18 protein-coding genes are annotated in these 21,177 nt (G+C 73.1%); 10 read left to right on the forward strand and 8 right to left on the reverse strand.

All coding sequences use genetic code 11. The features are described 5' to 3' along the window. Positions 1-187: 187 nt before the first annotated feature. Positions 188-1,780 carry an immunity 49 family protein gene (locus tag ACWG52_RS05075; RefSeq protein ID WP_389810112.1) on the forward strand — a complete coding sequence of 531 codons (1,593 nt, stop codon included), beginning with the start codon at positions 188-190 and terminating at the stop codon, positions 1,778-1,780. A 37-nt stretch (positions 1,781-1,817) separates the two neighbouring features. Here the strand turns inward: ACWG52_RS05075 and ACWG52_RS05080 are convergent, their stop codons facing one another. Further along, entirely contained in the window at positions 1,818-2,651 is an 834-nt protein-coding gene (locus ACWG52_RS05080; protein ID WP_389810115.1) for a TIGR02452 family protein, read from the reverse strand. A 106-nt stretch (positions 2,652-2,757) separates the two neighbouring features. Here ACWG52_RS05080 and egtA point away from each other — a divergent pair, with 106 nt between their 5' ends. Genes egtA through egtD form a run of 4 tightly spaced genes read left to right on the forward strand, consistent with a single transcriptional unit; the run spans position 2,758 to position 7,137 of the window. Continuing rightward, a complete protein-coding gene (gene egtA / locus ACWG52_RS05085; protein WP_453127951.1) occupies positions 2,758-4,071 on the forward strand; it encodes an ergothioneine biosynthesis glutamate--cysteine ligase EgtA in 1,314 nt (437 codons plus the stop codon). Further along, the gene (gene egtB, locus ACWG52_RS05090) at positions 4,068-5,408 is read left to right on the forward strand and encodes an ergothioneine biosynthesis protein EgtB (protein ID WP_390136622.1); all 1,341 of its coding nucleotides are present in this window, start codon (positions 4,068-4,070) and stop codon (positions 5,406-5,408) included. Before egtA ends, egtB begins: the two co-directional genes overlap by 4 nt. After that, positions 5,408-6,166: an ergothioneine biosynthesis protein EgtC gene (gene egtC, locus ACWG52_RS05095; protein WP_390136624.1), complete on the forward strand. Its 759-nt coding sequence runs from the start codon at positions 5,408-5,410 to the stop codon at positions 6,164-6,166. Before egtB ends, egtC begins: the two co-directional genes overlap by 1 nt. Continuing rightward, positions 6,163-7,137: an L-histidine N(alpha)-methyltransferase gene (gene egtD / locus ACWG52_RS05100; RefSeq protein WP_266445053.1), complete on the forward strand. Its 975-nt coding sequence runs from the start codon at positions 6,163-6,165 to the stop codon at positions 7,135-7,137. The genes egtC and egtD overlap by 4 nt, the downstream gene beginning before the upstream one ends. Here the strand turns inward: egtD and ACWG52_RS05105 are convergent. From ACWG52_RS05105 to ACWG52_RS05115, 3 genes are all read right to left on the reverse strand, one after another. Beyond that, entirely contained in the window at positions 7,020-7,979 is a 960-nt protein-coding gene (locus ACWG52_RS05105) for a lysophospholipid acyltransferase family protein (RefSeq protein WP_453127955.1), read from the reverse strand. The genes egtD and ACWG52_RS05105 overlap by 118 nt on opposite strands. Further along, a complete protein-coding gene (locus tag ACWG52_RS05110) occupies positions 7,976-8,851 on the reverse strand; it encodes a GNAT family N-acetyltransferase (protein ID WP_390167677.1) in 876 nt (291 codons plus the stop codon). Before ACWG52_RS05110 ends, ACWG52_RS05105 begins: the two co-directional genes overlap by 4 nt. A 164-nt stretch (positions 8,852-9,015) precedes the next feature. After that, the gene (locus ACWG52_RS05115; protein ID WP_389810130.1) at positions 9,016-10,278 is read right to left on the reverse strand and encodes an extracellular solute-binding protein; all 1,263 of its coding nucleotides are present in this window, start codon (positions 10,276-10,278) and stop codon (positions 9,016-9,018) included. Positions 10,279-10,442: 164 nt separating this feature from the next. On the opposite strand from ACWG52_RS05115, the gene ACWG52_RS05120 reads away from it, so the two are divergent. Further along, complete coding sequence (locus ACWG52_RS05120; RefSeq protein ID WP_030012846.1) at positions 10,443-10,658, forward strand: dodecin; 216 nt, start codon at positions 10,443-10,445, stop codon at positions 10,656-10,658. A gap of 109 nt (positions 10,659-10,767) precedes the next feature. Here ACWG52_RS05120 and ACWG52_RS05125 read toward each other — a convergent pair whose 3' ends face one another. Further along, positions 10,768-11,259: a phosphatase domain-containing protein gene (locus ACWG52_RS05125; RefSeq protein ID WP_389810133.1), complete on the reverse strand. Its 492-nt coding sequence runs from the start codon at positions 11,257-11,259 to the stop codon at positions 10,768-10,770. A gap of 60 nt (positions 11,260-11,319) precedes the next feature. On the opposite strand from ACWG52_RS05125, the gene ACWG52_RS05130 reads away from it, so the two are divergent. The 4 genes from ACWG52_RS05130 (at position 11,320) to ACWG52_RS05145 (ending at position 17,699) form a co-directional block, all read left to right on the forward strand. Further along, positions 11,320-12,309 (forward strand): LLM class flavin-dependent oxidoreductase, encoded by a 990-nt coding sequence (locus ACWG52_RS05130; RefSeq protein ID WP_390167675.1) that lies wholly within the window; start codon positions 11,320-11,322, stop codon positions 12,307-12,309. 24 nt (positions 12,310-12,333) lie between these two features. Then, positions 12,334-14,751: an ABC transporter gene (locus ACWG52_RS05135; RefSeq protein WP_453127960.1), complete on the forward strand. Its 2,418-nt coding sequence runs from the start codon at positions 12,334-12,336 to the stop codon at positions 14,749-14,751. A gap of 138 nt (positions 14,752-14,889) precedes the next feature. After that, positions 14,890-16,395, forward strand: a complete 1,506-nt coding sequence (locus tag ACWG52_RS05140; protein WP_389810140.1) for a cryptochrome/photolyase family protein — start codon at positions 14,890-14,892, stop codon at positions 16,393-16,395. Positions 16,396-16,505: 110 nt separating this feature from the next. Beyond that, complete coding sequence (locus ACWG52_RS05145; protein WP_389810143.1) at positions 16,506-17,699, forward strand: spore photoproduct lyase family protein; 1,194 nt, start codon at positions 16,506-16,508, stop codon at positions 17,697-17,699. A gap of 3 nt (positions 17,700-17,702) precedes the next feature. Here the strand turns inward: ACWG52_RS05145 and ACWG52_RS05150 are convergent, their stop codons facing one another. The 3 genes from ACWG52_RS05150 to ACWG52_RS05160 form a co-directional block, all read right to left on the reverse strand. Further along, positions 17,703-18,386, reverse strand: a complete 684-nt coding sequence (locus tag ACWG52_RS05150) for a hypothetical protein (RefSeq protein ID WP_453127963.1) — start codon at positions 18,384-18,386, stop codon at positions 17,703-17,705. Between the two features lie 94 nt (positions 18,387-18,480). Then, positions 18,481-19,227 carry a succinate dehydrogenase/fumarate reductase iron-sulfur subunit gene (locus ACWG52_RS05155; RefSeq protein ID WP_030716411.1) on the reverse strand — a complete coding sequence of 249 codons (747 nt, stop codon included), beginning with the start codon at positions 19,225-19,227 and terminating at the stop codon, positions 18,481-18,483. After that, positions 19,224-21,176 (reverse strand): fumarate reductase/succinate dehydrogenase flavoprotein subunit, encoded by a 1,953-nt coding sequence (locus ACWG52_RS05160; protein ID WP_389810148.1) that lies wholly within the window; start codon positions 21,174-21,176, stop codon positions 19,224-19,226. Before ACWG52_RS05160 ends, ACWG52_RS05155 begins: the two co-directional genes overlap by 4 nt. Position 21,177: the final 1 nt, after the last annotated feature.

Below are 21,177 nucleotides of genomic sequence, written 5' to 3' on the forward strand. Positions count from 1 at the left end.
GGGCCCGGCGGTGGTCGCGTGCGCACCCGCGGCCACCGTCCGGGGCGGATCCTACGTCCCGGCTCCCCGCCCCGGACCCTCCTGGCGATCTCCCGGCGAGTGTTCTGCCGGTCGTGCCAGGGTCCGCCCCGATCGGCCGGACACCCCCTAGGGTGGGGCCCGTAGGCGGACACAGGGAGTAGCGAACATGCGAATAGAACGACACAGGGTGAGCGAGGCCGCCCTCGTGGGGGTGCGCGAGGACTTCGCGAACCGGATGATCTCCGACGTGTACTCCAGGTCCCGGGGCGGCCGGATCGACGCCTACGCCTGGTGGGAGATCACGCTGCAGTTCCTCGACGGCCTGGGTGCGTTGTCCGCGGTGACCCCCGACCTCGACACGCCTGAGGCCAGGGCGATCCTGGACGACGCGGCCGAAGCGGCCGCCGGCGCCGTGTCCTTCGCCGCCTACTACCCGAACGCGTACTTCCACGTCTTCCTGAACTACGTCGACCTCGGACTCGACTACGACGCCGACCCGGACGGCAGCCCGCAGCCGGTCAGCGCCGCCCGCTGGATCGACGCGTTCTGCCTGTCGGTCCTCGCCGACAAGGTCGAACGGCACGGCGAGGCCTTCCATTTCGCCCGCCGGGCACCGCAGCGGGCCGGCGGGCCCGGGCTCCCGTCGGTGGAGCTGATCAACGGCCTGTTGGCGTACGTCAGCGGGGACCTCGGGGACGACGAGCAGAAGTTCCCGCCCTCCCCGCAGCAGACGCTGGACGCGCTGGACGCCGCGCTCGGCCGGGTCGCCGACCGGCGGGCCGGAGCCCGGGCCGCGGCCGCCGAACCGGTGACCGTCGAGATCTCCGAGGCGGCCGACCCCGCCACCGGTGCGCTCCGTGCGCTGCGCGCCCTGGCCGCCCGGGACCGTGAGGCCTTCGGCGTCGAACTGACCACGCTGCTGCTTCCGCACTCCGACCTGCGGGATCCGCGGGCCGAACCGCGCACGCTGCTGCCCCTGCTGCCGCTCGCGCTGGCCGCGCTCGGCCAGCGCCGCGAGGGCTGGCGGCCGCCGGTCGAGTCGGGCTATCTGCCGCGGGCGTTGGTCACCGGCTTCGAGACGCCGGCGCCGCGCGTGGGCCCGTACGGGCGCGAGCGGCGTGCGGACGCCGTCGCGGCCCTGGCGGCGGGCCCGCTGGTCGTCGAGCGCCCTGACATGCCGGAGGCCGCCGGGCACGCCGAGTATCTGGTGCGTGAGCTGTACGAGGCCGTCCGCACGGGGGGCGAGGCCGCGGGCTCCGCCCGGTCGGACCGCCCGCTCGGCCCCGGATACTGGTACGAGGCGGTGAAGCGCGCCCTGATCACCGGCAACCGTGCGGAGCTCGCCCCGCTCGTCCTCAGCGGCCCCGGCGCCCTGGAAGCGGACCGATCCGCCTTCGCCTCGTACCGGCAGGCCCTGCACGACTACCTGCGGGGCGAGGACCCGGAGCCCGCCACGGACCGGGCCGTCGCCGACGTGAAGCAGATCCGTGAGTGGGGGTTCGCCCCGTCACCGGCCGTGCTCTTCTCGCAGCTGGTGGAGGGCGACGAGGAGAGCTTCAACCTGGCCCTGGCCGACGCCTTGGAGGCCCATCGCGACCACCACTCGGTGGGCGACCGGCTCGTCGGCGCCGGGGCGGACGCCGCGGTCGACTTCGACATCCTGGCGTTGGCCTGCCATGCCCGCCGCCGGGGCTGGCGGATCCGGGTCTCGTCGGCATATCTGCCGGAGATCCTGCTGGGAGCGGCGCAACCGTTCTGAGCGCGCCGGACCGGGCCGACCCGGCAGGATGCGCGTCCTACGCCGGGAAGGCCCGCTCGAAGGCCTCTCGGGTGGTGGGGTCGCGGTCGAGGACGCCGAAGACGACCTGCTCGAAGACTCCGGTGAACCGGTTCGCGAGCAGGCTCCGGAAGGCTTCGGCGACCTGCGCCGGGTCGTTGCGGAACACCCCGCAGCCCCACGCCCCCAGCACCAGTCGGCGGTATCCGTGCAGTGCCGCCACCTCCAGGACGAGCTCGGCGCGCCGTGCCAGCGCCGCCGGGATCTCGGCGGTCCGCTCCGGCTCCTGCCGGCGGATCGTGCCCGCGTTCGGCGCCGGCGAGGTGAGGAATCCGACCCGGAACGGGGTCTCCAGCAATCCGCCGCGGTCGTCGCGGAAGACCGGGACCCCGGGCGAGTGAATCACCCGGTCGGTGTAGAAGGTGCTGCGCTCCGCGCGGTGGATCTCGTAGTACTCCGGAGCTTCGAGCAGGGTCTCGTACAGCGCCGAGGCCCGGCACAACGCCTCCTCCTGGGCCTTGGCCCCGCGGACGTAACCACCCCCGGGGTTACGGGCCGAGGCGAAGTTCAGGACCGCGACGGGAGACGGATCCGGGTGGTCCGGGGTGGGGGTCGCGAGCCTGCGCGCGGCGACCGTGCTGCTCTCCGCGGTGACCTCGACGACCGTCGCGCCGCCACCGGAAGGGATCTTTTCATCTGGAATGACTCGGTTTGGTCCATATATCCTGGTTCCGGCCTTGGCTTCCGCCAGGGCGGCGGCCAGCGGAATCTGCCGTCCCGCCCGCGTCCGGTACCCCCCGGCCGCCAGGATCTCCGCGTTCTCCCGCGCGATCTCGCGCAATCTGCTGCTCACGTCGCCATCCTGCGCATCGCGATTCCCGGCGGCAAAGGAATTTGTGCCCCGAGGAGGGGTAGGCACGGGTGATGTCACGACCGACGACAGGAGACGAGGATCCGGTATGTCCCAGGACTCGACCGCTCCCCCACCCCCGCCCGGCCCGACCCCCGTACCCTCGCTCAGCCAGACGCAGGCCGAGGACCTGATCCACGGCATCTGCTTCAAGACCGGCCCGCCCCGCCTGCTCGGCGCCGAGCTCGAATGGCTGGTCCTGGACGCCGAGCGTCCCGATCGGCCGGTGCCGCCCGAGCGGCTACGGGCCGCCCACACCGCGGCCCGCGCACTTCCCCTGCACTCCCGGGTGACCGTCGAACCCGGCGGGCAGCTCGAACTCAGCTCGGCCCCCGCCACCTCCCTCACGGGCTGCGTGGACGACCTGCAGGCCGACCTCACGGCCGTACGCGCCGCCCTGCTGGACCAGGGTCTGGTCCTGCGGGGCCTCGGCCGCGATCCCCGCCTCCCGTACCGCCGGCTGCTGAACAGCCCCCGCTACGACGCGATGGAGGCCTACTTCGACCGGACCGGACCGGCCGGGCGCGCCATGATGTGCGCCTCCGCCTCCGTGCAGGTCTGCGTGGACGCCGGGTACGAGGAGCCGGGCGTGCTCGGCCACGGCCGGCGCTGGCGCCTCGCGCACCTGCTGGGCGCGGTCCTGGTGGCCGCCTTCGCCAACTCGCCCGCGCACGAAGGCCCGTACGCCGGCTGGCGCTGTGCCCGCCAGGGGATCTGGAGCGATCTGGACACCCGACGTGCCCTCGCCCCGCCCTTGGACGCGGAACCCCGCGGCGCGTGGACCCGACAGGCCCTGGACACCGAGGTGATGTGCGTCCGGTCCTACGAGGACGACGGTTCGTGGGAGGCCCCGGCCGGTACGACCTTCCGCGACTGGCTGCGCACGGGCGGGCACTCCGGGCTGCGGGCGCCCACCGCCGAGGACCTGGACTACCACCTGACCACCCTCTTCCCGCCGGTCCGGCCGCGCGGTCACCTGGAGCTGCGGATGATCGACGCGCAGTCCGGCGACGACGGCTGGCTGGTCCCGGTGGCCGTCGTGCACGCACTGTTCGACGATCCCGAGGCCACCGAGACCGCGTACCGGGTGACGAAGGCGCTGGCCGACTCCTACGGCGCCGCGCCGGCGCCCCGCAATCGCCTCTGGCGGTCGGCGGCCCGGCACGGTCTGGCCGATCCGGAGCTGCGGGCTTCCGCGAAGGCCTGTTTCCGGGCGGCCGCGGAGGCGCTGCCACGGCTCGGCGCGAGCACGCACCTGCGGGACACCGTCGGCGCCTTCACCGAACGCTACGTCCTGCGCGGCCGATGTCCGGCCGACGACGCGTCCACACAGGTGCTCACCGGGAAAGAGGTCCGCCGATGACCACCGGATCACCCTCCGCCCCGCTCTCCGACTCCGACTCCGCCTCCGCCTCCCGACTGCGGGAGCGGGCGGCAGCGGCCCTGACCGCGGCACGGATACGCACGGCCGGCCTCACCGACGCCGTGACCGACGAGGACCTCACCGCGCAGCATTCCCCGCTCATGTCGCCGCTGGTCTGGGACCTGGCGCACATCGGGAACCAGGAAGAGCTCTGGCTGCTCCAGCGCGTCGCCGGACGCGAGTCGATGCGCCCCGAGATCGAGCCCCTCTACGACGCCTTCCAACACCCCCGCGCCGAACGGCCCAAGCTGCCGCTGCTCGGGCCCGCCGAGGCCCGCCGGTACGCGGCCGAGGTGCGCGGCAGGGTCTTCGACCTGCTGGACAGGACGCCGTTGGAGGGCAGCACGCTCCTCGACGACGGATTCGCCTTCGGGATGATCGCCCAGCACGAGCAGCAGCACGACGAGACCATGCTGATCACCCATCAGCTGCGGCGGGGCGCTCCCGTGCTGACCGCCCCGGAGCCGGACGGCCCGTACGACTCCTCGCTCGCCGCCGAGGTCCTGGTCCCCGGGGGCCCGTTCACGATGGGCACCTCCACCGAGCCCTGGTCGTTGGACAACGAGCGTCCGTCGCACGTGCGGGACACCGCCCCCTTCTGGATCGACACCGTGCCGGTGACGAACGCCGCGTACCTGGCGTTCATCGCCGACGGCGGCTACCGCGATCCACGTTGGTGGGCGGCGCCGGGCTGGGAGCAGATCCGCGAGCACTCCGTCGAGGCCCCGTTGTTCTGGCACCGGGAAGCCGGCCAGTGGCTGCGCCGCCGCTTCGGGGTGATCGAGCCGGTACCGGCCGAAGAACCGGTTCTGCACGTCAGCTGGTACGAGGCGGACGCCTACGCCCGATGGGCGGGGCGGCGGCTGCCCACCGAGACGGAATGGGAGAAGGCCGCCCGGCACGACCCGGCGACCGGCCGCTCCACCCGCTACCCGTGGGGCGACGCCGACCCGACCCCCGCACACGCCAACCTCGGGCAGCGGCACCTGCGCCCGGCCCGCGCGGGCAGCTACCCGGCCGGGGCCTCACCGCTCGGGGTGCGCCAACTGATCGGCGACGTGTGGGAGTGGACCGCCTCGGACTTCCTGCCGTACCCGGGCTTCCGGGCCTTCCCGTACCGGGAGTACTCGGAGGTGTTCTTCGGCCCCGAGCACAAGGTGCTGCGCGGCGGTTCCTTCGCTGTGGACCCGGTGGCATGCCGGGGCACCTTCCGCAACTGGGACCTTCCGGTGCGACGGCAGATCTTCGCCGGTTTCCGGACCGCGAGGGACGTCTGATGTGCCGTCATCTCGCCTACCTGGGACCGGTGGTGGCGCTCGGGGAGGTGCTGAGCGAGCCGGGACACTCACTGGTGCGCCAGTCCTGGGAGCCGCTCCGCCAACGGTCCGGGACGGTCAACGCCGACGGCTTCGGCATCGGCTGGTACGCGGAAGGCGATCCGGTGCCCGCCCGCTACCGGCGCTCCGGTCCCATCTGGGGCGACCTGACCTTCACCGATCTCGCCCGGGTGGTCCGCAGCGGGGCCGCGCTGGCCGCCGTACGCGACGCCACTGATCCCGGGGCCGACGGGGAGGCGGCGGCCGCGCCGTTCGCGGACGGGCCGTGGCTGTTCAGCCACAACGGCGCGATACGCGGCTGGCCCGAGTCCGCCGCCCCGCTCGCCGCCGGGCTGCCGCCCGCGGCGCTGCTCCGGCTGGCCGCGCGCACCGACTCGGCGCTGGTCTGGGCGCTGGTCCTGCACCGGCTGCGGGCCGGGGACGACCTGGGCACCGCGCTCGCCGAGCCGGTCCGGGAGCTGGCCTCGGCCGCTCCCGGCTCCCGGCTGAACCTGCTGCTCACGGACGGCGTCACGATCGCCGCGACGGCCTGGGGCGATTCGCTCTGGTACCTGGCCGACGCACAGCGGCGGCGCACCGTGGTGGCCTCCGAGCCGTACGACGACGACACCCGGTGGCGCGAAGTGCCCGACCGGACCCTGCTGACCGCCACCCGCACGAGGGTCGAACTGACCCCGCTCAAGGAGAACTCCCCGTGAACGACTTTCAGTTGACCCGGACACTCGACGAGCACGCAGCGGAGACCGCGCTGCGCAAGGACGTGCTGCACGGGCTGACCCACACCCCGAAGATCCTTCCGCCCAAGTGGTTCTACGACGCCCGCGGCAGTGAGCTCTTCGAGGAGATCACCCGGTTGTCCGAGTACTATCCGACGCGCGCGGAGCGGGAGATCCTGCTGGAGCGGGCGCGGGAGATCGCCGGCGAGAGCGGCGCCCGCACCCTGGTGGAGCTGGGTTCCGGGTCCTCGGAGAAGACCCGGCACCTCATCGAGGCGATGCCCGCGCTGGACACGTACGTGCCGGTGGACGTGAGCGAGAGCGCGCTGCGGGGGGCGGCCGAGACGCTGCTGGCGGAGCATCCGGGGCTGCGGGTGCACGCCCTGCTGGCCGACTTCACGCGTGCGCTGCGGTTGCCGGACTCCCCCGGGCCCCGGCTGGTGGTGTTCCTGGGCGGCACGATCGGGAATCTGCTGCCGCCGGAGCGGGCGGTGTTCCTGGCGTCCGTCCGGGCGATGCTGTCGCCCGGGGACGCGCTGCTGATGGGGACGGACCTGGTGAAGGACGAGGCCGTGCTGGTGGCGGCGTACGACGACGCGCGGGGGGTGACCGCCGAGTTCAACAAGAACGTGCTCGCGGTCATCAACCGGGAACTGGGGGCGGACTTCCACACGGCCGACTTCGCGCACGTGGCGGTGTGGAACAAGGAGCAGGAATGGATCGAGATGCGGCTGCGGGCCCGCTCGGACCTGGTGGTGAAGATCCGGGCGCTGGATCTGGTGGTGCCGTTCGCGGCCGGCGAGGAGATCCTGACGGAGGTCTCCGCGAAGTTCCGTCAGGAGGGCGTGCGCAAGGAGCTGGCCGCGGCCGGGCTGGAGCTGACCCAGTGGTGGACGGACGCGGCGGGCCGGTTCGCGCTGTCCCTGTCGGTCGCCGACGGCCTGCCCGGCTGAGCGGGCACGCCCGGTAGCGGGTTCGGGGTGGTGGTGATCGCGGCTCCGGTCCCGGGGCCGACGATCGCCCGCTGAGCCGCTGCCGCGAGGTCCCGCCGGTGCGCGTACCGGCCCGGCGGGATCCGTGGCAGCAGCCTGACCTCGGCCCGCACCCCGCGGGCCCGGGCGATGCGCCACAGCGAGGCGGTCAGCGGGTCGTCCCCGACGAAGGCGGGCGCCCCGGCCGGACTCCCGTCGCACCGCAGATACCTCAGGCGCAGGGGCTGCACGGGGACCCGCGCGTCCAGGGCGGCCTGGAAGGCGGCCCGGCGGAAGGTGCCCTGGGCCCGCCCGCACCAGGTGGAACCCTCGGGGAAGACCGTGACCCGGTCCCCGGCCAGCAGCGCCGCGGTGACGGCCCCGACGGTGGCGGGCAGGGCGCGGATCCGGTCGCGCTCGATGAACAGGGTGCCCGCCTGTCCGGCGAGGCGCCCGAGCACGGGCCAGGCCCGGATGTCGCTCTTGGCCAGCATCCGGCAGGGCAGGGCGGCGGCCACCAGCGGGATGTCCAGCCAGGAGATGTGGTTGGCGACCAGGAGCCGGCCGCCGCCCGGCCCCTGGCTGCCGTGCACGGTGATCCGTATCCCGAAGGCCCGTACGAGCGTGGCCGACCAGGCCCGTACGACCGCGTGCCGGGGCCTTGCCGGCAGCAGCCGGGCCGGCGGGACGCCCAGGATCCCCAGCAGGATCAGGGCGACGGCGGCGGCGAGTCGGAGCACCGCCCGGGGAACGCTCGCGGTGTCCCCCTCGTGGCCGGCGCAGGCCTCGGGGGTGCAGGGCGAGGTGGGCAGCCAGACGCTCATGCGCCCGGGACGAGCGAACGGAAGTGCTTGAGGTAGCGCGGGTTGGTCCGGCGCAGGGAGAGCAGCACGTACAGGTCGGCGCAGCCGAACTCGGCGTCGAGGGCGGGCTCGCCGCACACCCAGGCGCCGAGGCGGAGGTAGCCGCGCAGCAGCGGGGGCAGCTCCATGCGGTCGGGGAAGGTGATGCCCTCGGGGCTCCACGGGAGGTGGGGGGTGACCCGGTACTCCTCGGGGGCGAGGCTGCGGGTCAGGGCGGTCTCGCGGGTGGCGGCGGCCAGGACCCCGCCGTCGGAGAGCGGTATCGAGCAGCAGCCGGCGAGCCAGTTGTGCCCGGTGCGGTCCATGTAGTGGGCGAGGCCGGCCCAGATGAGGGCGATGACGGCGCCGTTGCGGTGGTCGGGGTGGACGCAGGAACGGCCGACCTCGACGAGGTCGGGGCGGATGGGAGCGAGGGCCGAGAGGTCGAATTCCCCCTCGGAGTAGAGGCGGCCGGCGACGGCGGCGCGCTCCGGGGGCAGCAACCGGTAGGTGCCGACGACCTGCTCGGTCTCCTCGTCGACGACGAGGAGGTGGTCGCAGTACGCGTCGAAGGCGTCGGAGTCGAGGCCGGGCTCGGACCCGTCCAGGCGGGCCCCGAGCTCGCCCGCGAAGACCTGGTGACGCAGGCGCTGGGCGGCGCGCACCTCGTCCTCGTCGCGGGCGAGGCGGACGGCGTAGCGGGGTCCTTCGGACGGCGCGCCGGGCGTCGCGACGTGGGCCCTGACGGGGGCGAGGCGGGTGCCGGGCACGGCCGCGGGCGCGGCTGCGGGGGCGGCTGCGGGGGCCGGCGCCGAGGCGGGGAGGGGGGACGGGGACAGGGGTGCGATGGTCATGGCGGCTCCTGATCCGGGCACGGAGGGCCGGGCCCGCAGGTGCGTGGCCTGGCTCCTTTACTTCTTCCGTGGCCGGCTGGATTCGACATGACCGCTCAGCGGCCCTTGGATGTGCGGACGCTGAACTCGGTGGTGCCCCCGTCTCGGCGCGGCTCGGCCGCGGCTCAGCGGTCGGAGCTGAGGACCTTGCCGATCTCCGCGGAGGCGGCCTTGGCGGCCTGTTCGGGGTCCCGGCCGGTGAGCACGGCCGTCATGAAGGGCTTGATCGGGTTCTTCGCCTCGACCTCGGCCCAGCGGGCGGAGGTGGGGGTGGCCCGGCCCTGGGCGGCGCCGGGAGCCATGTTGGCCGCGCCCTCGTTGCCCTCGACGACATGGGCGAGGGTGGTCTTGTTGGGCACGTAGCTCATCGTGCGGGCGAGTTCGGTCTGCCACTTCTCGCTGACGAGGGCCGTGATCACGTCCACGGCGCCCTTCCGCTGTCCGGTGCGCGCCGGGATGATCAGGTCGGAGCCGCCGGTGAAGACGGCGCCCGCCTTGTCGGAGGTCTTGCCGGGGATCGGGAAGAAGCCGAGCTTGCCCTTCAGGGCGGGGTTGGCCGCCTCGATCTCGGCGGCCTGGCCGGGCGGGGCGATGATCTGGGCGACCTGGCCGCGGGCGAAGACCTGGGACTGCGGGGGCGTCTCCTCGTCGGCGTCCTTGGGGCCGTCTCCGAGGGCCTGGAGCTGCTTGTAGAAGTCCATGCCGGCCAAGGCCTTGCCGTCGTCCAGCGCGCCGACCCACTTGCCGTTGGTCTCGACGGCGAGTTCGCCGCCCTCGTCCCAGATGAAGCCGGCGAGGACGTACCAGTTCTGGCCCGCGAGGTAGATGCCCTGCTGGTCGCCCTTGTCGAGCTTCTGGGTGGCCTGGATCCACTCGTGGCGGTTCTTGGGCGGGGTCTTGATCCCGGCGGCCGCGAAGAGGTCCTTGTGGTAGATGACCACCCGGTTGGCGGCGTACCAGGGCACTCCGTACTGGGCTCCGTTGATGGTTCCCGGTTCGGCGAGGCCCTTGAGCCAGTCCTTGCTGCCCCATGTGCGCAGGCCTTCGAGGGTGAGTTCTTCGAGGCCGCCGGTCTCGATGTACTTGGCGACCTGGGTGTTGCCGACCTCGATGACGTCGGCGCTCTCCTTGCTCGTGCCGTCGAGGACGGCGTTGACCTTGTCGCCGATGCCCGTCCACTCCTGGATCTTGACGTCCAGGTCGATGCCCGGGTGTTCCGTCTCGAACGCCGCCGTGAACTTGCCGATGAAGTCCTCGGAGGCGCTGCCCTTCATCAGCCAGAGCGTCACCTTGTCCGACCCCGCGGCCGGGTCGGCCGACCGGCCGCAGCCCGTGAGGGCGGTCGCGGCCGCGAGGGCGGTGCACACGGCGAGGAATCGCGTCTTCAAGAGGGCCACCTTCTGGGCTCGGACTCGGATGGCTCGAAATTGGCATAGACCAATAGGCCGGTCAAGGGCCTTTCGCTCGGGACTGTTCGCCCAAAGTTCGCGTACCCGGACTTACTGGGGCACCGTAGAACCAGGCAAAAGCCACCCACTGTCGGGAGACCTCCATGTCCAATCACACGTACCGGGTGACCGAGATCGTCGGCACCTCCCACGAGGGCATCGATCAGGCCATCCGCAACGGGATCGCCCGGGCGGGCCAGACCGTACGGAATCTGGACTGGTTCGAGGTGGTTCAGGTACGCGGCCACATCGAGAACGGGGAGATCGCCCACTACCAGGTGGGGCTCAAGGTCGGCTTCCGCCTCGACGGCGAGGACTGAGCCCGAGGACCGGGCCCGAGGACCGATCCCGAGGAGCGGGCCCGAAGACCGGGCCCGGCGGTCGCCGGTGCGGCGGCCGCCGCCACCGGGCCCGACCGCTCGGGACCTGTCAGGTCCTACCGTCGACCTCCTGCGCGGACTCCAGCTCCGGCGCGTCCGTCGCCCAGTCGGCGAGCACCACGCGGAAACCGGCGGCGCGCGCGGCCTGGCAGACGAGTTCGTCGTCGTCGACGAGCATCCGCACCTCCCGGCCCCGGGAGATCCGCCGCAGCACCTCCAGCTTGGTGGTGCGGGCCGGCCGCCGGTCCTGGTTGCCGCGCATGAACAGCCGCCCCTCGGGCAGCTCGTGGCGGGCGAGCCAGTCGAGCGTGTCCGCGCGGCACCGCTCGGGGCGCCCGGTCAGGTACACCACCTCGCAGTCGGCCGCGCTCTCCACCGCCAGGGCCACCCCGCGCCCGAGCGGCGGATCGGCCGGGGCGGCGGCGAAGAAACCGTTCCAGTCCCGGGGGCGGCGCTCCAGGAAGTGCTGGCGATGGTCGGTGTCCGCCAAGGTGTTGTCGAGGTCGAAGACGGCCAGCGGCCGGGTGGTGTGCTCGCTCATCCCGCCAGCGTAGGAGAGCCGTACGGGGAATCCTCACGGCCGCCGGGCGTTGATTCCTGTGTGATCCGAAAACTCTCGATACTCGACCGGTCGCGCACCCGCCAGGGCCACCCGGCCCAGCAGGCCCTGCGCGACACCGTGGAGCTGGCCCGGACGGCCGAGGAACTCGGCTACCACCGCTTCTGGGTCTCGGAGCACCACAGCGTGCCCGGCGTCGCGGGCTCGGCGCCGACGGTGCTGGCCGCCGCCGTCGCCGCGGCCACGCACCGGATCCGGGTCGGCACGGGCGGGGTCATGCTGCCCAACCACCAGCCGATGGTGGTGGCCGAGCAGTTCGGGGTCCTGGAGGCGCTCTTCCCCGGCCGGATCGACATGGGCCTCGGCCGTTCGGTCGGCTTCACCGGCGGCATCCGGCGGGCACTGGGCCGCGACACCGGGGACGCCGACCGCTTCGAGGAGCAGCTGACCGAACTGCTGGGCTGGCTCGACGGCACCCAACGCGCCCACCCCGAGGTGCACGCCCACCCCGCCGAAGGGCTGCGGATCCCGGCCTACGTCCTGGCCACCGGCGAGGGCGCCCGGATCGCCGCCCGGGCCGGGCTGCCTCTGGTGGTGGGCGACCTGCGGTCCCGCGACCGGGTGAGCGACATCATCGAGGCGTACCGCAAGGAGTTCCGGCCCTCCGCCGCGGTCACCGAACCGTACGTCGTGGTCTCCGGAACGGTGGCGATCGCCGCCACCGAGGAGGAGGCCCGCCGCATCCTGATCCCGGAGGCCCGGGCCCTCGCGCACTCCCGCACCCGCGGCAACTTCCCACCCCTGCGCCCGGCCGAGGAGATCGAGGCCCTGGAGATGACCCCGAAGGAGCACGAGCTCTACGAGGGCGCCCTGGCCGGCCACATACACGGTACGCAGGAGCAGGTGGCGGCGCAGTTGTCCGAGGTCGCGGAACGGACCGGCGCGGACGAACTGCTGGTCACCACCTCCACCTACGACCGCACGGCGCTCCTGGACTCGTACGCGCGACTGGCCCGGATCGCCGGCCTGTGAACGCGAACCTCTAAAATAGGACGAATGCACCAGGCCGCCGGTACCGCCGCCCCTCCCCCCACGCCCGTCGACCCCTACGTACGGGTCCGGGGCGCCCGGGAGCACAATCTGCGCGGCGTCGACGTGGACATCCCGCGCGACGCGCTGACCGTGTTCACCGGGGTCTCCGGCTCCGGGAAGAGCTCGCTCGCCTTCGGCACGCTCTACGCCGAGGCCCAGCGCCGGTACTTCGAGTCCGTGGCCCCGTACGCCCGGCGCCTGATCCACCAGATCGGCGCGCCGAAGGTGGACTCCGTCACCGGGCTGCCGCCGGCCGTCTCGCTGGAACAGCGGCGCTCCTCCCCCGGTTCGCGCTCCTCGGTCGGCACGGTGACCCTGCTGTCCAACTCCCTGCGGATGCTGTACTCCCGGGCCGGTACCTACCCGCCGGGCGCGGAGCGGCTCGACTCCGACGCCTTCTCGCCCAACACGGCCGCCGGGGCCTGCCCTTCCTGTCACGGGCTCGGCCGGATCCACCGCACCAGCGAGGAACTCCTCGTCCCCGACCCGGAGCTGTCGATCCGTCAAGGTGCCGTCGCCGCCTGGCCGGGCGCCTGGCAGGGCAAGAACCTCCGGGACATCCTGGACGCGCTCGGCCACGACGTGGACCGGCCCTGGCGGGAGCTGCCCGCGAAGGACCGCGAGTGGATCCTGTTCACCGAGGAGCAGCCGGTGGTGACCGTGCACCCGGTGCGGGAGGCCGAGCGCATCCAACGGCCCTACCAGGGGACGTACATGAGCGCCCACCGCTACGTGATGCGGACCTTCGCCGACAGCAGGAGCGCCACCCTGCGGGCCCGCGCCGAGAAGTTCCTCACCGACTCGCCGTGCCCGGCGTGCGAGGGGCGGCGGTTGCGCCCGGAGGCCCTCGCCGTGACCTTCGCCGGGCGGACCATCGCGGAGGTGGCGGCGCTGGCGCTGACCGACCTGGACGACGTACTGGCCTCCGCGCCCCTGGACGGGGAGGCGGCGCGGGTGCTCGCCGAGGACCTGCGCTCCCGGATCGGTCCGATCACGGAGCTGGGGCTCGGCTATCTGAGCCTCGACCGGACCGCGCCGACCCTGTCGGCGGGCGAACTGCAGCGGCTGCGGCTGGCGACGCAGCTGCGGTCGGGGCTCTTCGGAGTCGTGTACGTCCTGGACGAACCGTCGGCGGGGCTGCACCCGGCCGACACCGAGGCGCTGCTGGGCGTACTGGACCGGCTCAAGGCGGCCGGGAACACGGTCTTCGTCGTGGAACACCATCTCGACGTGGTGCGGCACGCGGACTGGCTGGTGGACGTGGGTCCGCTGGCCGGGGAGCACGGCGGACAGGTGCTGCACAGCGGGCCGCCGGAAGACCTGGCCGAGGTGGCGGGGTCGGCGACGGCCCGGCATCTGTTCGCGGCGCGGGAGCCGGTCGGCGCGCCCAGGCAGGTGCGCACGGCGACCGGGGCGGTCCGGCTGACCGGGGTGGACCGGCACAACCTGCGGGAGCTGGAGGCGGAGTTCCCGCTCGGCGTGTTCACGGCCGTGACCGGGGTGTCGGGGTCGGGCAAGTCCACGCTCGTCGGGCAGGTGCTGGCCGGTGAGGTCGGTGACCGGCTCGCGGAGGCGGACTTCCCGGTGCGGCGGCTGGTGGAGGTGGACCAGAAGCCGATCGGCCGGACCCCGCGGTCCAACCTGGCCACGTACACCGGACTGTTCGACGTGGTGCGGAGGCTCTTCACGGCGTCGCCCGAGGCGCGGGCACGCGGCTGGAAGGCGGGCCGGTTCTCCTTCAACGTGCCGGGCGGGCGGTGCGAGACCTGCCAGGGCGAGGGCTTCGTCTCGGTGGAGCTGATGTTCCTGCCGAGTACGTACGCCCCGTGCCCCGAATGCGCGGGCGCCCGGTACAACGCCGAGACCCTGGAGGTCCGGTACGAGGGCCTGAACATCGCGGAGGTGCTGGGCCTGACGGTGGAGTCGGCGGCCGTCTTCTTCGCGGAGGTGCCGGCGGCGGCGCGCAGCCTGCGGGCACTGGAGGAGATCGGGCTGGGCTACCTGCGGCTGGGGCAGCCGGCCACCGAGCTGTCGGGCGGCGAGGCGCAGCGGATCAAGCTGGCGACGGAGCTGCAGCGGCTGCGCCGGGACCACACGCTGTACCTGCTGGACGAGCCGACGACCGGGCTGCATCCGGCGGATGTACGGGTGCTGCTGCGGCAGTTGCACGGGCTGGTGGACGCCGGGCACTCGGTGGTGGTCGTGGAGCACGACATGGCGGTGGTCGCGGGCGCGGACTGGGTCATCGACCTGGGCCCGGGCGGCGGCACGGCGGGCGGGCGGGTGGTCGCCGCGGGTACGCCGTCGCAGGTGGCCTCCGTGACCGGCAGTCGTACGGCCCCGTACCTGGCGCGGGCCCTCGGGACCGGCCGGGTGGGGTGACCACGGGCGTCGCCGACTCCGGCCGGGACGGCGCCCGGCTCGACCCACAACGGGGAGACCTATGGCACGGACGTTCGGACTCCGCAGGGCGGTCGCGTCGGGCGGCGCCGGCCCGTGCCGGGTTGGTTGGATGCGGGCATGAGTCGAGTCCACTGGCTGTTCGGCGACCAGCTCGGCCCGCATTTCACGGCCACCGCCTCCGGCGGGACACCGCGCGACACCCGGTGGCTGCTGATCGAGTCGCGGTCCGTCTTCCGCCGCCGCCGGTTCCACCGGGCCAAGGCCCATCTGGTCCTCAGCGCCATGCGCCACCGGGCGGCGGACCTCGGGGCGAGCGCGCGGTACGTCGCGGCGGAGACCTACCGGGAGGGCCTCGTACGGACCGTGGGCGACGCACCCGTATCCGTGCACCACCCGACCTCCCGCGCCGCCCTCGCCCTCGTGTCCTCGCTGCCCCAGGTCACGGTCCACCCGGCCCGCGGGTTCCTCGTGGACCACCGGGAGTTCACGGACTGGGCCGCACGGCAGAAGGGCGGCCGGCTGCTCCAGGAGAACCTCTACCAACACACCCGGCGCACCCACGACATCCTGATGGACGGCGACCGGCCGGCGGGCGGCCGCTGGAACCTGGACCACGACAACCGCGAACCTCCGCCCCGCGGCCGGGACACCCTCGGCGCGCCACCCCCGTACCGGCCCCGTGAGGACGAGATCGACGAGGGGGTCCGGCGGGACCTGGACCGCTGGGAACGCGAGGAAGGGATCACCTTCGTGGGCCGCGACGGCCCACGGCTGTTCCCGGCGAGCCGCCGGGAGGCGCTGGCCGCGCTCGACCACTTCGTCACGCACCGCCTGGCAGGCTTCGGCGCGTACGAGGACGCCATGCTGGCCGGGGACCCCGTGATGAGTCACAGCCTGCTGTCCTCCTCCCTGAACCTCGGGCTCCTCGACCCCTGGGAATGCGTGAGCCGGGCCGAGGAGGCCTGGCGGGCCGGACACGTACCGCTCAACAGCGCCGAGGGTTTCGTCCGACAGGTGTGCGGGTGGCGCGAGTACGTATGGGGCCTCTACTGGTACCTCGGGGAGGACTACCGGCACCGCAACGACCTGCGCCACACCGCTCCCGTGCCCACGTGGTTCGCGGAGCTGGACGCCGACGCGCCCGCGGCCCGCTGCCTGTCCACCGTGCTGGCGCAGGTCCGGGACACGGGGTGGACGCACCACATCCCCCGCCTGATGGTCCTCGGCAGCCATGCCCTCCAGCGGGGCTGGGAGCCGGCGCAGGTGACGGACTGGTTCCACCGGTGCTTCGTGGACGGCTACGACTGGGTGATGCTGCCCAACGTGGTGGGCATGTCCCAGTACGCGGACGGCGGCCTGATGACCACCAAGCCGTACACCTCGGGCGGCGCCTACATCCACCGGATGAGCGACCTGTGCGGAGGCTGCCGGTACCGGCCGACCGACCGCACCGGCGACCGCGCCTGCCCGTACACCGTCGGCTACTGGGCCTTCCTGGACCGGCACCGTTCACGGCTGGAGGGCAATCCGCGCATGGCCCGGGCCGTGCACGGGCTGGACCGGCTGGGCGACGTGGCGCAGGTCGCCCGGGCGCACCGCGCGGCGGGCGACTCACCACCTTGACGGCGCCCACGGGCGCGCACCGCCGGCGGGCCGCCGAGAAGCGCGGCGTCCGCCGGTCCTGCGGTCCGCCTACAGTGGACGGGCCCGACCGGAACGCACAGGAGACTCAGATGGCCGACCGGCCGCGCGGGGGCCGACCGGCCGAACAGCAGGACGCCCTGTTCGGCCTGGCCGACATCGACCACGGGCCGCCCTCCCCGCCCGCCGGTGGTAGCGCCGGCCCGCTGTTCCGCGACTCCGCGGCCGCTCGCCGTCTGCTGTCGGTACGGGCGATCCACGCCGAACCGGCGGCCGCGGCCTCCCCGCGCGGCCGGGAGATCATCGCCCGCTTCCCCGGTGCCGAGGTGGTCCCCGTGGACTCGCACTGGCGGATCCCGCACTTGCACGGCAACGAGGGCAACGTCGACCGGTGGGTCCGGATCAAGAGCGAGGTCCTGGTCCTGGGGGTGAAGAAGACGCTCACCACCCGCCCCAACGGACGGTCTGCGGACTGGATCGCCCCCGGAACCGCCAACGGCTGCGCCATGGCGTGCGCCTACTGCTACGTACCGCGCCGCAAGGGGTACGCCAACCCGATCACCGTGTTCACCAACACCGACCGCGTCATCGCCCACCTCTCGCGCCACGTCGCGCGCCTGGGCCCCAAGGCGGAGGCGAACCAGTGCGACCCGGCCGCGTGGGTCTACGACATCGGTGAGAACAGCGACTGCTCCGTCGACGCGCTGATCAGTGAGAACGTCGCCGACCTGGTCCACGCCTTCGCCGGATGGCCCTCCGCGAAGGCCTCCTTCGCCACCAAGTTCGTCAACCCCGACCTCCTCCTGTGGGAACCACGAGGCCGCACCCGGGTGCGGTTCTCCGTCATGCCCCAGGAGGACTCGAAGCTGCTGGACATCCGCACGAGCCCGGTGGAGAGCCGCATCGCCGCCGCCGGCGACTTCCTGGAAGCGGGGTACGAGGTCCACTTCAACCTCTCGCCCGTCGTCCTGCGGGCGGGCTGGCAGCGGGACTGGGCCCTCCTGCTGGAGCACCTGGACGACGTGCTGCCCGGTCCGGTGAAGGAGCAGGCGGCCGCGGAGGTCATCATGCTGACGCACAACGAGGAGCTGCACGCACTCAACCTCGGCTGGCACCCGCGCGCGGAGGAGGCGCTGTGGCGGCCGGAACTCCAACAGCCCAAGCGCTCCGAGAACGGAAGCTGGAACGTCCGCTACCGCAACGGGGTGAAGGCCGAGGCCGTCGAGACGCTGCGCGCACTCGTCGCCGCCCGTGCGCCGTGGCTGCGGATCCGGTACGCCTTCTGAGGCTCAGACGTCGCCGGGCAACAGGTGCTGGGGCAGCTCGCGGAAGCTCCACCGCCCCTGGCGGCGGGTGAACATCCAGACGAGGTCGTACCGGTCGGGCCAGGTGGACGGGGTACCGGGGACCCGGTCGGCGCCGAGGGCCTGGATCAGGCGCGGGATCCCGCTGTGCTCCCAGCAGACGAGTACGGGCATCGGCGCGGCCAGCGCGGCCTGCGCGAGGGCGGCTTCGGCGCCGACGGCGAACTCGGCACGGACGGGGGCGCGCAGGGCGGTGGCGAGGGGCGTCACCGTCTGCCGGGACCGCGCGGGGGCGGCGGTCCCCTTGCCGCCGCCCGCCGCGAAGATCGTCGCGGGGCGGGGCAGCGAGGAGCCGGGGGCCGGTGGGAAGAGGCGCGGGAGCCGCTCGGCCCGGCGCCGGCCGCGGCCAGCCAGCGAACCGGGGTCCTCCTCGCCTTCCTCGTCCCGGCCGACGCCACCGGCGTACGGCCTCTCCGCGTGGCGGATCACCATGACGAGGGCGTCCTCGGGCCCGGCGGGCGCTCCGTGCGCCGGGGTACGGGCGGCCTCCCCGACTTTCCCGGCTCCTCCGGCTCCTCCGCCCGAACAGCCGGTTCCGGCCAGCGGGGCGAGGGCGGCGGCCAGTACGGCTCGGCGACGCGGTCCGGACCCGGCGGGGGCTTCTGACATGGCGTCACTGTCCCGCACCGCCCGGGCGGCGCCGGGGCGCGGCGCGGTACGGGGCCGCGCCGGTCAGCCGATCGGCGCAGGGGGACCCCCGGGGTCAGCGCGGGCCCTTGCGTACCGCCCTCAGCCACTCCTTGTTCATCGCGGCGATCGACGGCAGCGGGATGCCCTTCGGGCAGGCCGTGGCGCACTCGCCGGTCAGGGTGCAGCCGCCGAAGCCCTCCTCGTCCATCCGGGCCACCATGTCCAGGACGCGGGTCTCGCGCTCCGGCGAGCCCTGCGGGAGGACGTTCAGGTGGTTGACCTTGGCAGAGGTGAAGAGCATCGCGGAGCCGTTGGGGCAGGCCGCCACGCAAGCCCCGCAACCGATGCACTCGGCGTGCTCGAAGGCGAAGTCGGCGTCGGCCTTGGGCACGGCGGTGGCGTGCGCCTCGGGGGCGGAGCCGGTGGGGGCGGTGATGTAGCCGCCGGCCTGGATGATGCGGTCGAAGGCGCCCCGGTCGACGACGAGGTCCTTGACCACCGGGAAGGCCGCGGCCCGCCAGGGCTCGACGTCGATCGTGTCGCCGTCGGCGAAGGACCGCATGTGGAGCTGGCAGGTGGTGGTGCGTTCCGGGCCGTGGGCATCGCCGTTGATGACGAGGCTGCAGGCGCCGCAGATGCCCTCGCGGCAGTCGTGGTCGAAGGCGACCGGGTCCTCACCGCGCAGGATGAGGTCCTCGTTGAGGGTGTCGAGCATCTCCAGGAAGGACATGTCCTTCGAGATGCCGTCGACCTCGTAGGAGACCATGTGGCCGGGGTCGTCGGCGCCGCGCTGGCGCCAGACGCGCAGGGTGAGCTTCATGCGTAGCTCCGCTGGGTGGGGTGGACGTACTCGAAGACGAGGTCTTCCTTGTGCAGGACGGGCGCGGCGCCGGTGCCCTGGTACTCCCAGGCGGCGGCGTAGGCGAACTCCTCGTCGCGGCGGGCGGCCTCGCCGTCCGAGGTCTGGGACTCCTCGCGGAAGTGGCCGCCGCAGGATTCGGCGCGGTCGAGGGCGTCGAGGCACATCAGCTCGGCGAGTTCGAGGTAGTCGACGATGCGGTTGGCCTTCTCCAGCGACTGGTTGAACTCCTCGCCGCTGCCCGGAACCTTGATCCGCCGCCAGAACTCCTCACGGATCTCGGGAATCCGCGTCAGGGCCTTGCGCAGCCCCTCCTCGGTGCGGGCCATGCCGCAGTACTCCCACATCAGCTCGCCGATCTCGCGGTGGAAGGAGTCCGGGGTGCGGTCGCCGTCGACGGCGAGCAGCTTGGCGAGGCAGTCGCGGACCTCCCGTACGGCGGCGGCCGCCTCGGGGTGGGTGTCGTCGACGGTGTCCTGGTGCGGGTGGCGGGCGAGGTAGTCGTTGATCGTGGAGGGGAGCACGAAGTAGCCGTCGGCGAGGCCCTGCATCAGGGCGGAGGCGCCGAGGCGGTTGGCTCCGTGGTCGGAGAAGTTGGCCTCGCCGATGGCGAAGAGGCCGGGGACGGTGGTCTGGAGGTCGTAGTCGACCCACAGGCCGCCCATCGTGTAGTGCACGGCGGGATAGATCCGCATGGGGACCTCGTACGGGTTCTCCGCGGTGATCCGCTCGTACATCTCGAAGAGGTTGCCGTACTGCTCGGCGACCTTGTCGCGGCCCATGCGGCGGATGGCGTCGGCGAAGTCGAGGTAGACGCCTTGGCCGCCGGGGCCGACGCCGCGGCCCTCGTCGCAGACGTTCTTCGCGGCGCGGGAGGCGATGTCACGGGGCACGAGGTTGCCGAAGGAGGGGTAGATCCGCTCCAGGTAGTAGTCGCGCTCCGCCTCGGGGATGTCGGCCGCGGCGCGGGTGTCGCCCTTGGCCTTGGGGACCCAGATGCGTCCGTCGTTGCGCAGGGACTCGCTCATGAGGGTGAGCTTGGACTGGTGGTCGCCGGTGCGCGGGATGCAGGTGGGGTGGATCTGGGTGAAGCAGGGGTTCGCGAAGTACGCGCCGCGCCGGTGCGCCCGCCAGACGGCGGTCGCGTTGGAGTTCATGGCGTTGGTGGAGAGGTAGAAGACGTTGCCGTAGCCGCCGCTGGCCAGGACCACGGCGTCGGCGTAGTACGTGGAGATCTCGCCGGTGATCAGATCGCGTGCGACGATGCCGCGGGCCACTCCGTCGACGACGATCAGGTCGAGCATCTCGGTGCGGGCGTGCATCTCGACGTTGCCGGCGGCGATCTGTCGGGAAAGTGCCTGGTAGGCGCCGAGCAGGAGCTGCTGGCCGGTCTGGCCGCGGGCGTAGAAGGTGCGGGAGACCTGGACCCCGCCGAAGGAGCGGGTGTCGAGGAGACCGCCGTACTCGCGGGCGAAGGGGACGCCTTGGGCGACGCACTGGTCGATGATCTCCACCGAGATCTGGGCGAGGCGGTGGACGTTGGACTCGCGGGCGCGGAAGTCGCCGCCCTTGACGGTGTCGTAGAAGAGGCGGTGTACCGAGTCGCCGTCGTTGCGGTAGTTCTTGGCGGCGTTGATGCCGCCCTGGGCGGCGATGGAATGGGCGCGGCGCGGGGAATCGCTGAAGCAGAACTGGACCACGTGGTAGCCCTGCTCGGCGAGAGTCGCGCCGGCGGCACCGCCCGCCAGGCCGGTGCCGACGACGATCACTGTGTGCTTGCGCCGGTTGGCCGGGTTGACCAGCTTCGCCTCGAAACGGCGGCGGTCCCAGCGTTCGGCGATGGGGCCCTCGGGGGCCTTGGTGTCGGCGAGGGGCTCGCCGGTGGTGAAGCGGGCGTAGTCGTTGCTCATG

Source organism: Streptomyces sp. CLCI03, assembly GCF_053615355.1.

What these genes read in the sequence shown, in the direction of transcription:
- ACWG52_RS05075 (WP_389810112.1), top strand. Translation starts at nt 188, where the DNA reads ATGCGAATAGAACGACACAGGGTGAGCGAGGCCGCCCTCGTGGGGGTG.
- egtA (WP_453127951.1), top strand. Translation starts at nt 2,758, where the DNA reads ATGTCCCAGGACTCGACCGCTCCCCCACCCCCGCCCGGCCCGACCCCC.
- egtB (WP_390136622.1), top strand. Translation starts at nt 4,068, where the DNA reads ATGACCACCGGATCACCCTCCGCCCCGCTCTCCGACTCCGACTCCGCC.
- egtC (WP_390136624.1), top strand. Translation starts at nt 5,408, where the DNA reads ATGTGCCGTCATCTCGCCTACCTGGGACCGGTGGTGGCGCTCGGGGAG.
- ACWG52_RS05105 (WP_453127955.1), bottom strand. Translation starts at nt 7,979, where the DNA reads ATGAGCGTCTGGCTGCCCACCTCGCCCTGCACCCCCGAGGCCTGCGCC.
- ACWG52_RS05110 (WP_390167677.1), bottom strand. Translation starts at nt 8,851, where the DNA reads ATGACCATCGCACCCCTGTCCCCGTCCCCCCTCCCCGCCTCGGCGCCG.
- ACWG52_RS05120 (WP_030012846.1), top strand. Translation starts at nt 10,443, where the DNA reads ATGTCCAATCACACGTACCGGGTGACCGAGATCGTCGGCACCTCCCAC.
- ACWG52_RS05125 (WP_389810133.1), bottom strand. Translation starts at nt 11,259, where the DNA reads ATGAGCGAGCACACCACCCGGCCGCTGGCCGTCTTCGACCTCGACAAC.
- ACWG52_RS05135 (WP_453127960.1), top strand. Translation starts at nt 12,334, where the DNA reads ATGCACCAGGCCGCCGGTACCGCCGCCCCTCCCCCCACGCCCGTCGAC.
- ACWG52_RS05140 (WP_389810140.1), top strand. Translation starts at nt 14,890, where the DNA reads ATGAGTCGAGTCCACTGGCTGTTCGGCGACCAGCTCGGCCCGCATTTC.
- ACWG52_RS05145 (WP_389810143.1), top strand. Translation starts at nt 16,506, where the DNA reads ATGGCCGACCGGCCGCGCGGGGGCCGACCGGCCGAACAGCAGGACGCC.
- ACWG52_RS05150 (WP_453127963.1), bottom strand. Translation starts at nt 18,386, where the DNA reads ATGTCAGAAGCCCCCGCCGGGTCCGGACCGCGTCGCCGAGCCGTACTG.
- ACWG52_RS05155 (WP_030716411.1), bottom strand. Translation starts at nt 19,227, where the DNA reads ATGAAGCTCACCCTGCGCGTCTGGCGCCAGCGCGGCGCCGACGACCCC.
- ACWG52_RS05160 (WP_389810148.1), bottom strand. Translation starts at nt 21,176, where the DNA reads ATGAGCAACGACTACGCCCGCTTCACCACCGGCGAGCCCCTCGCCGAC.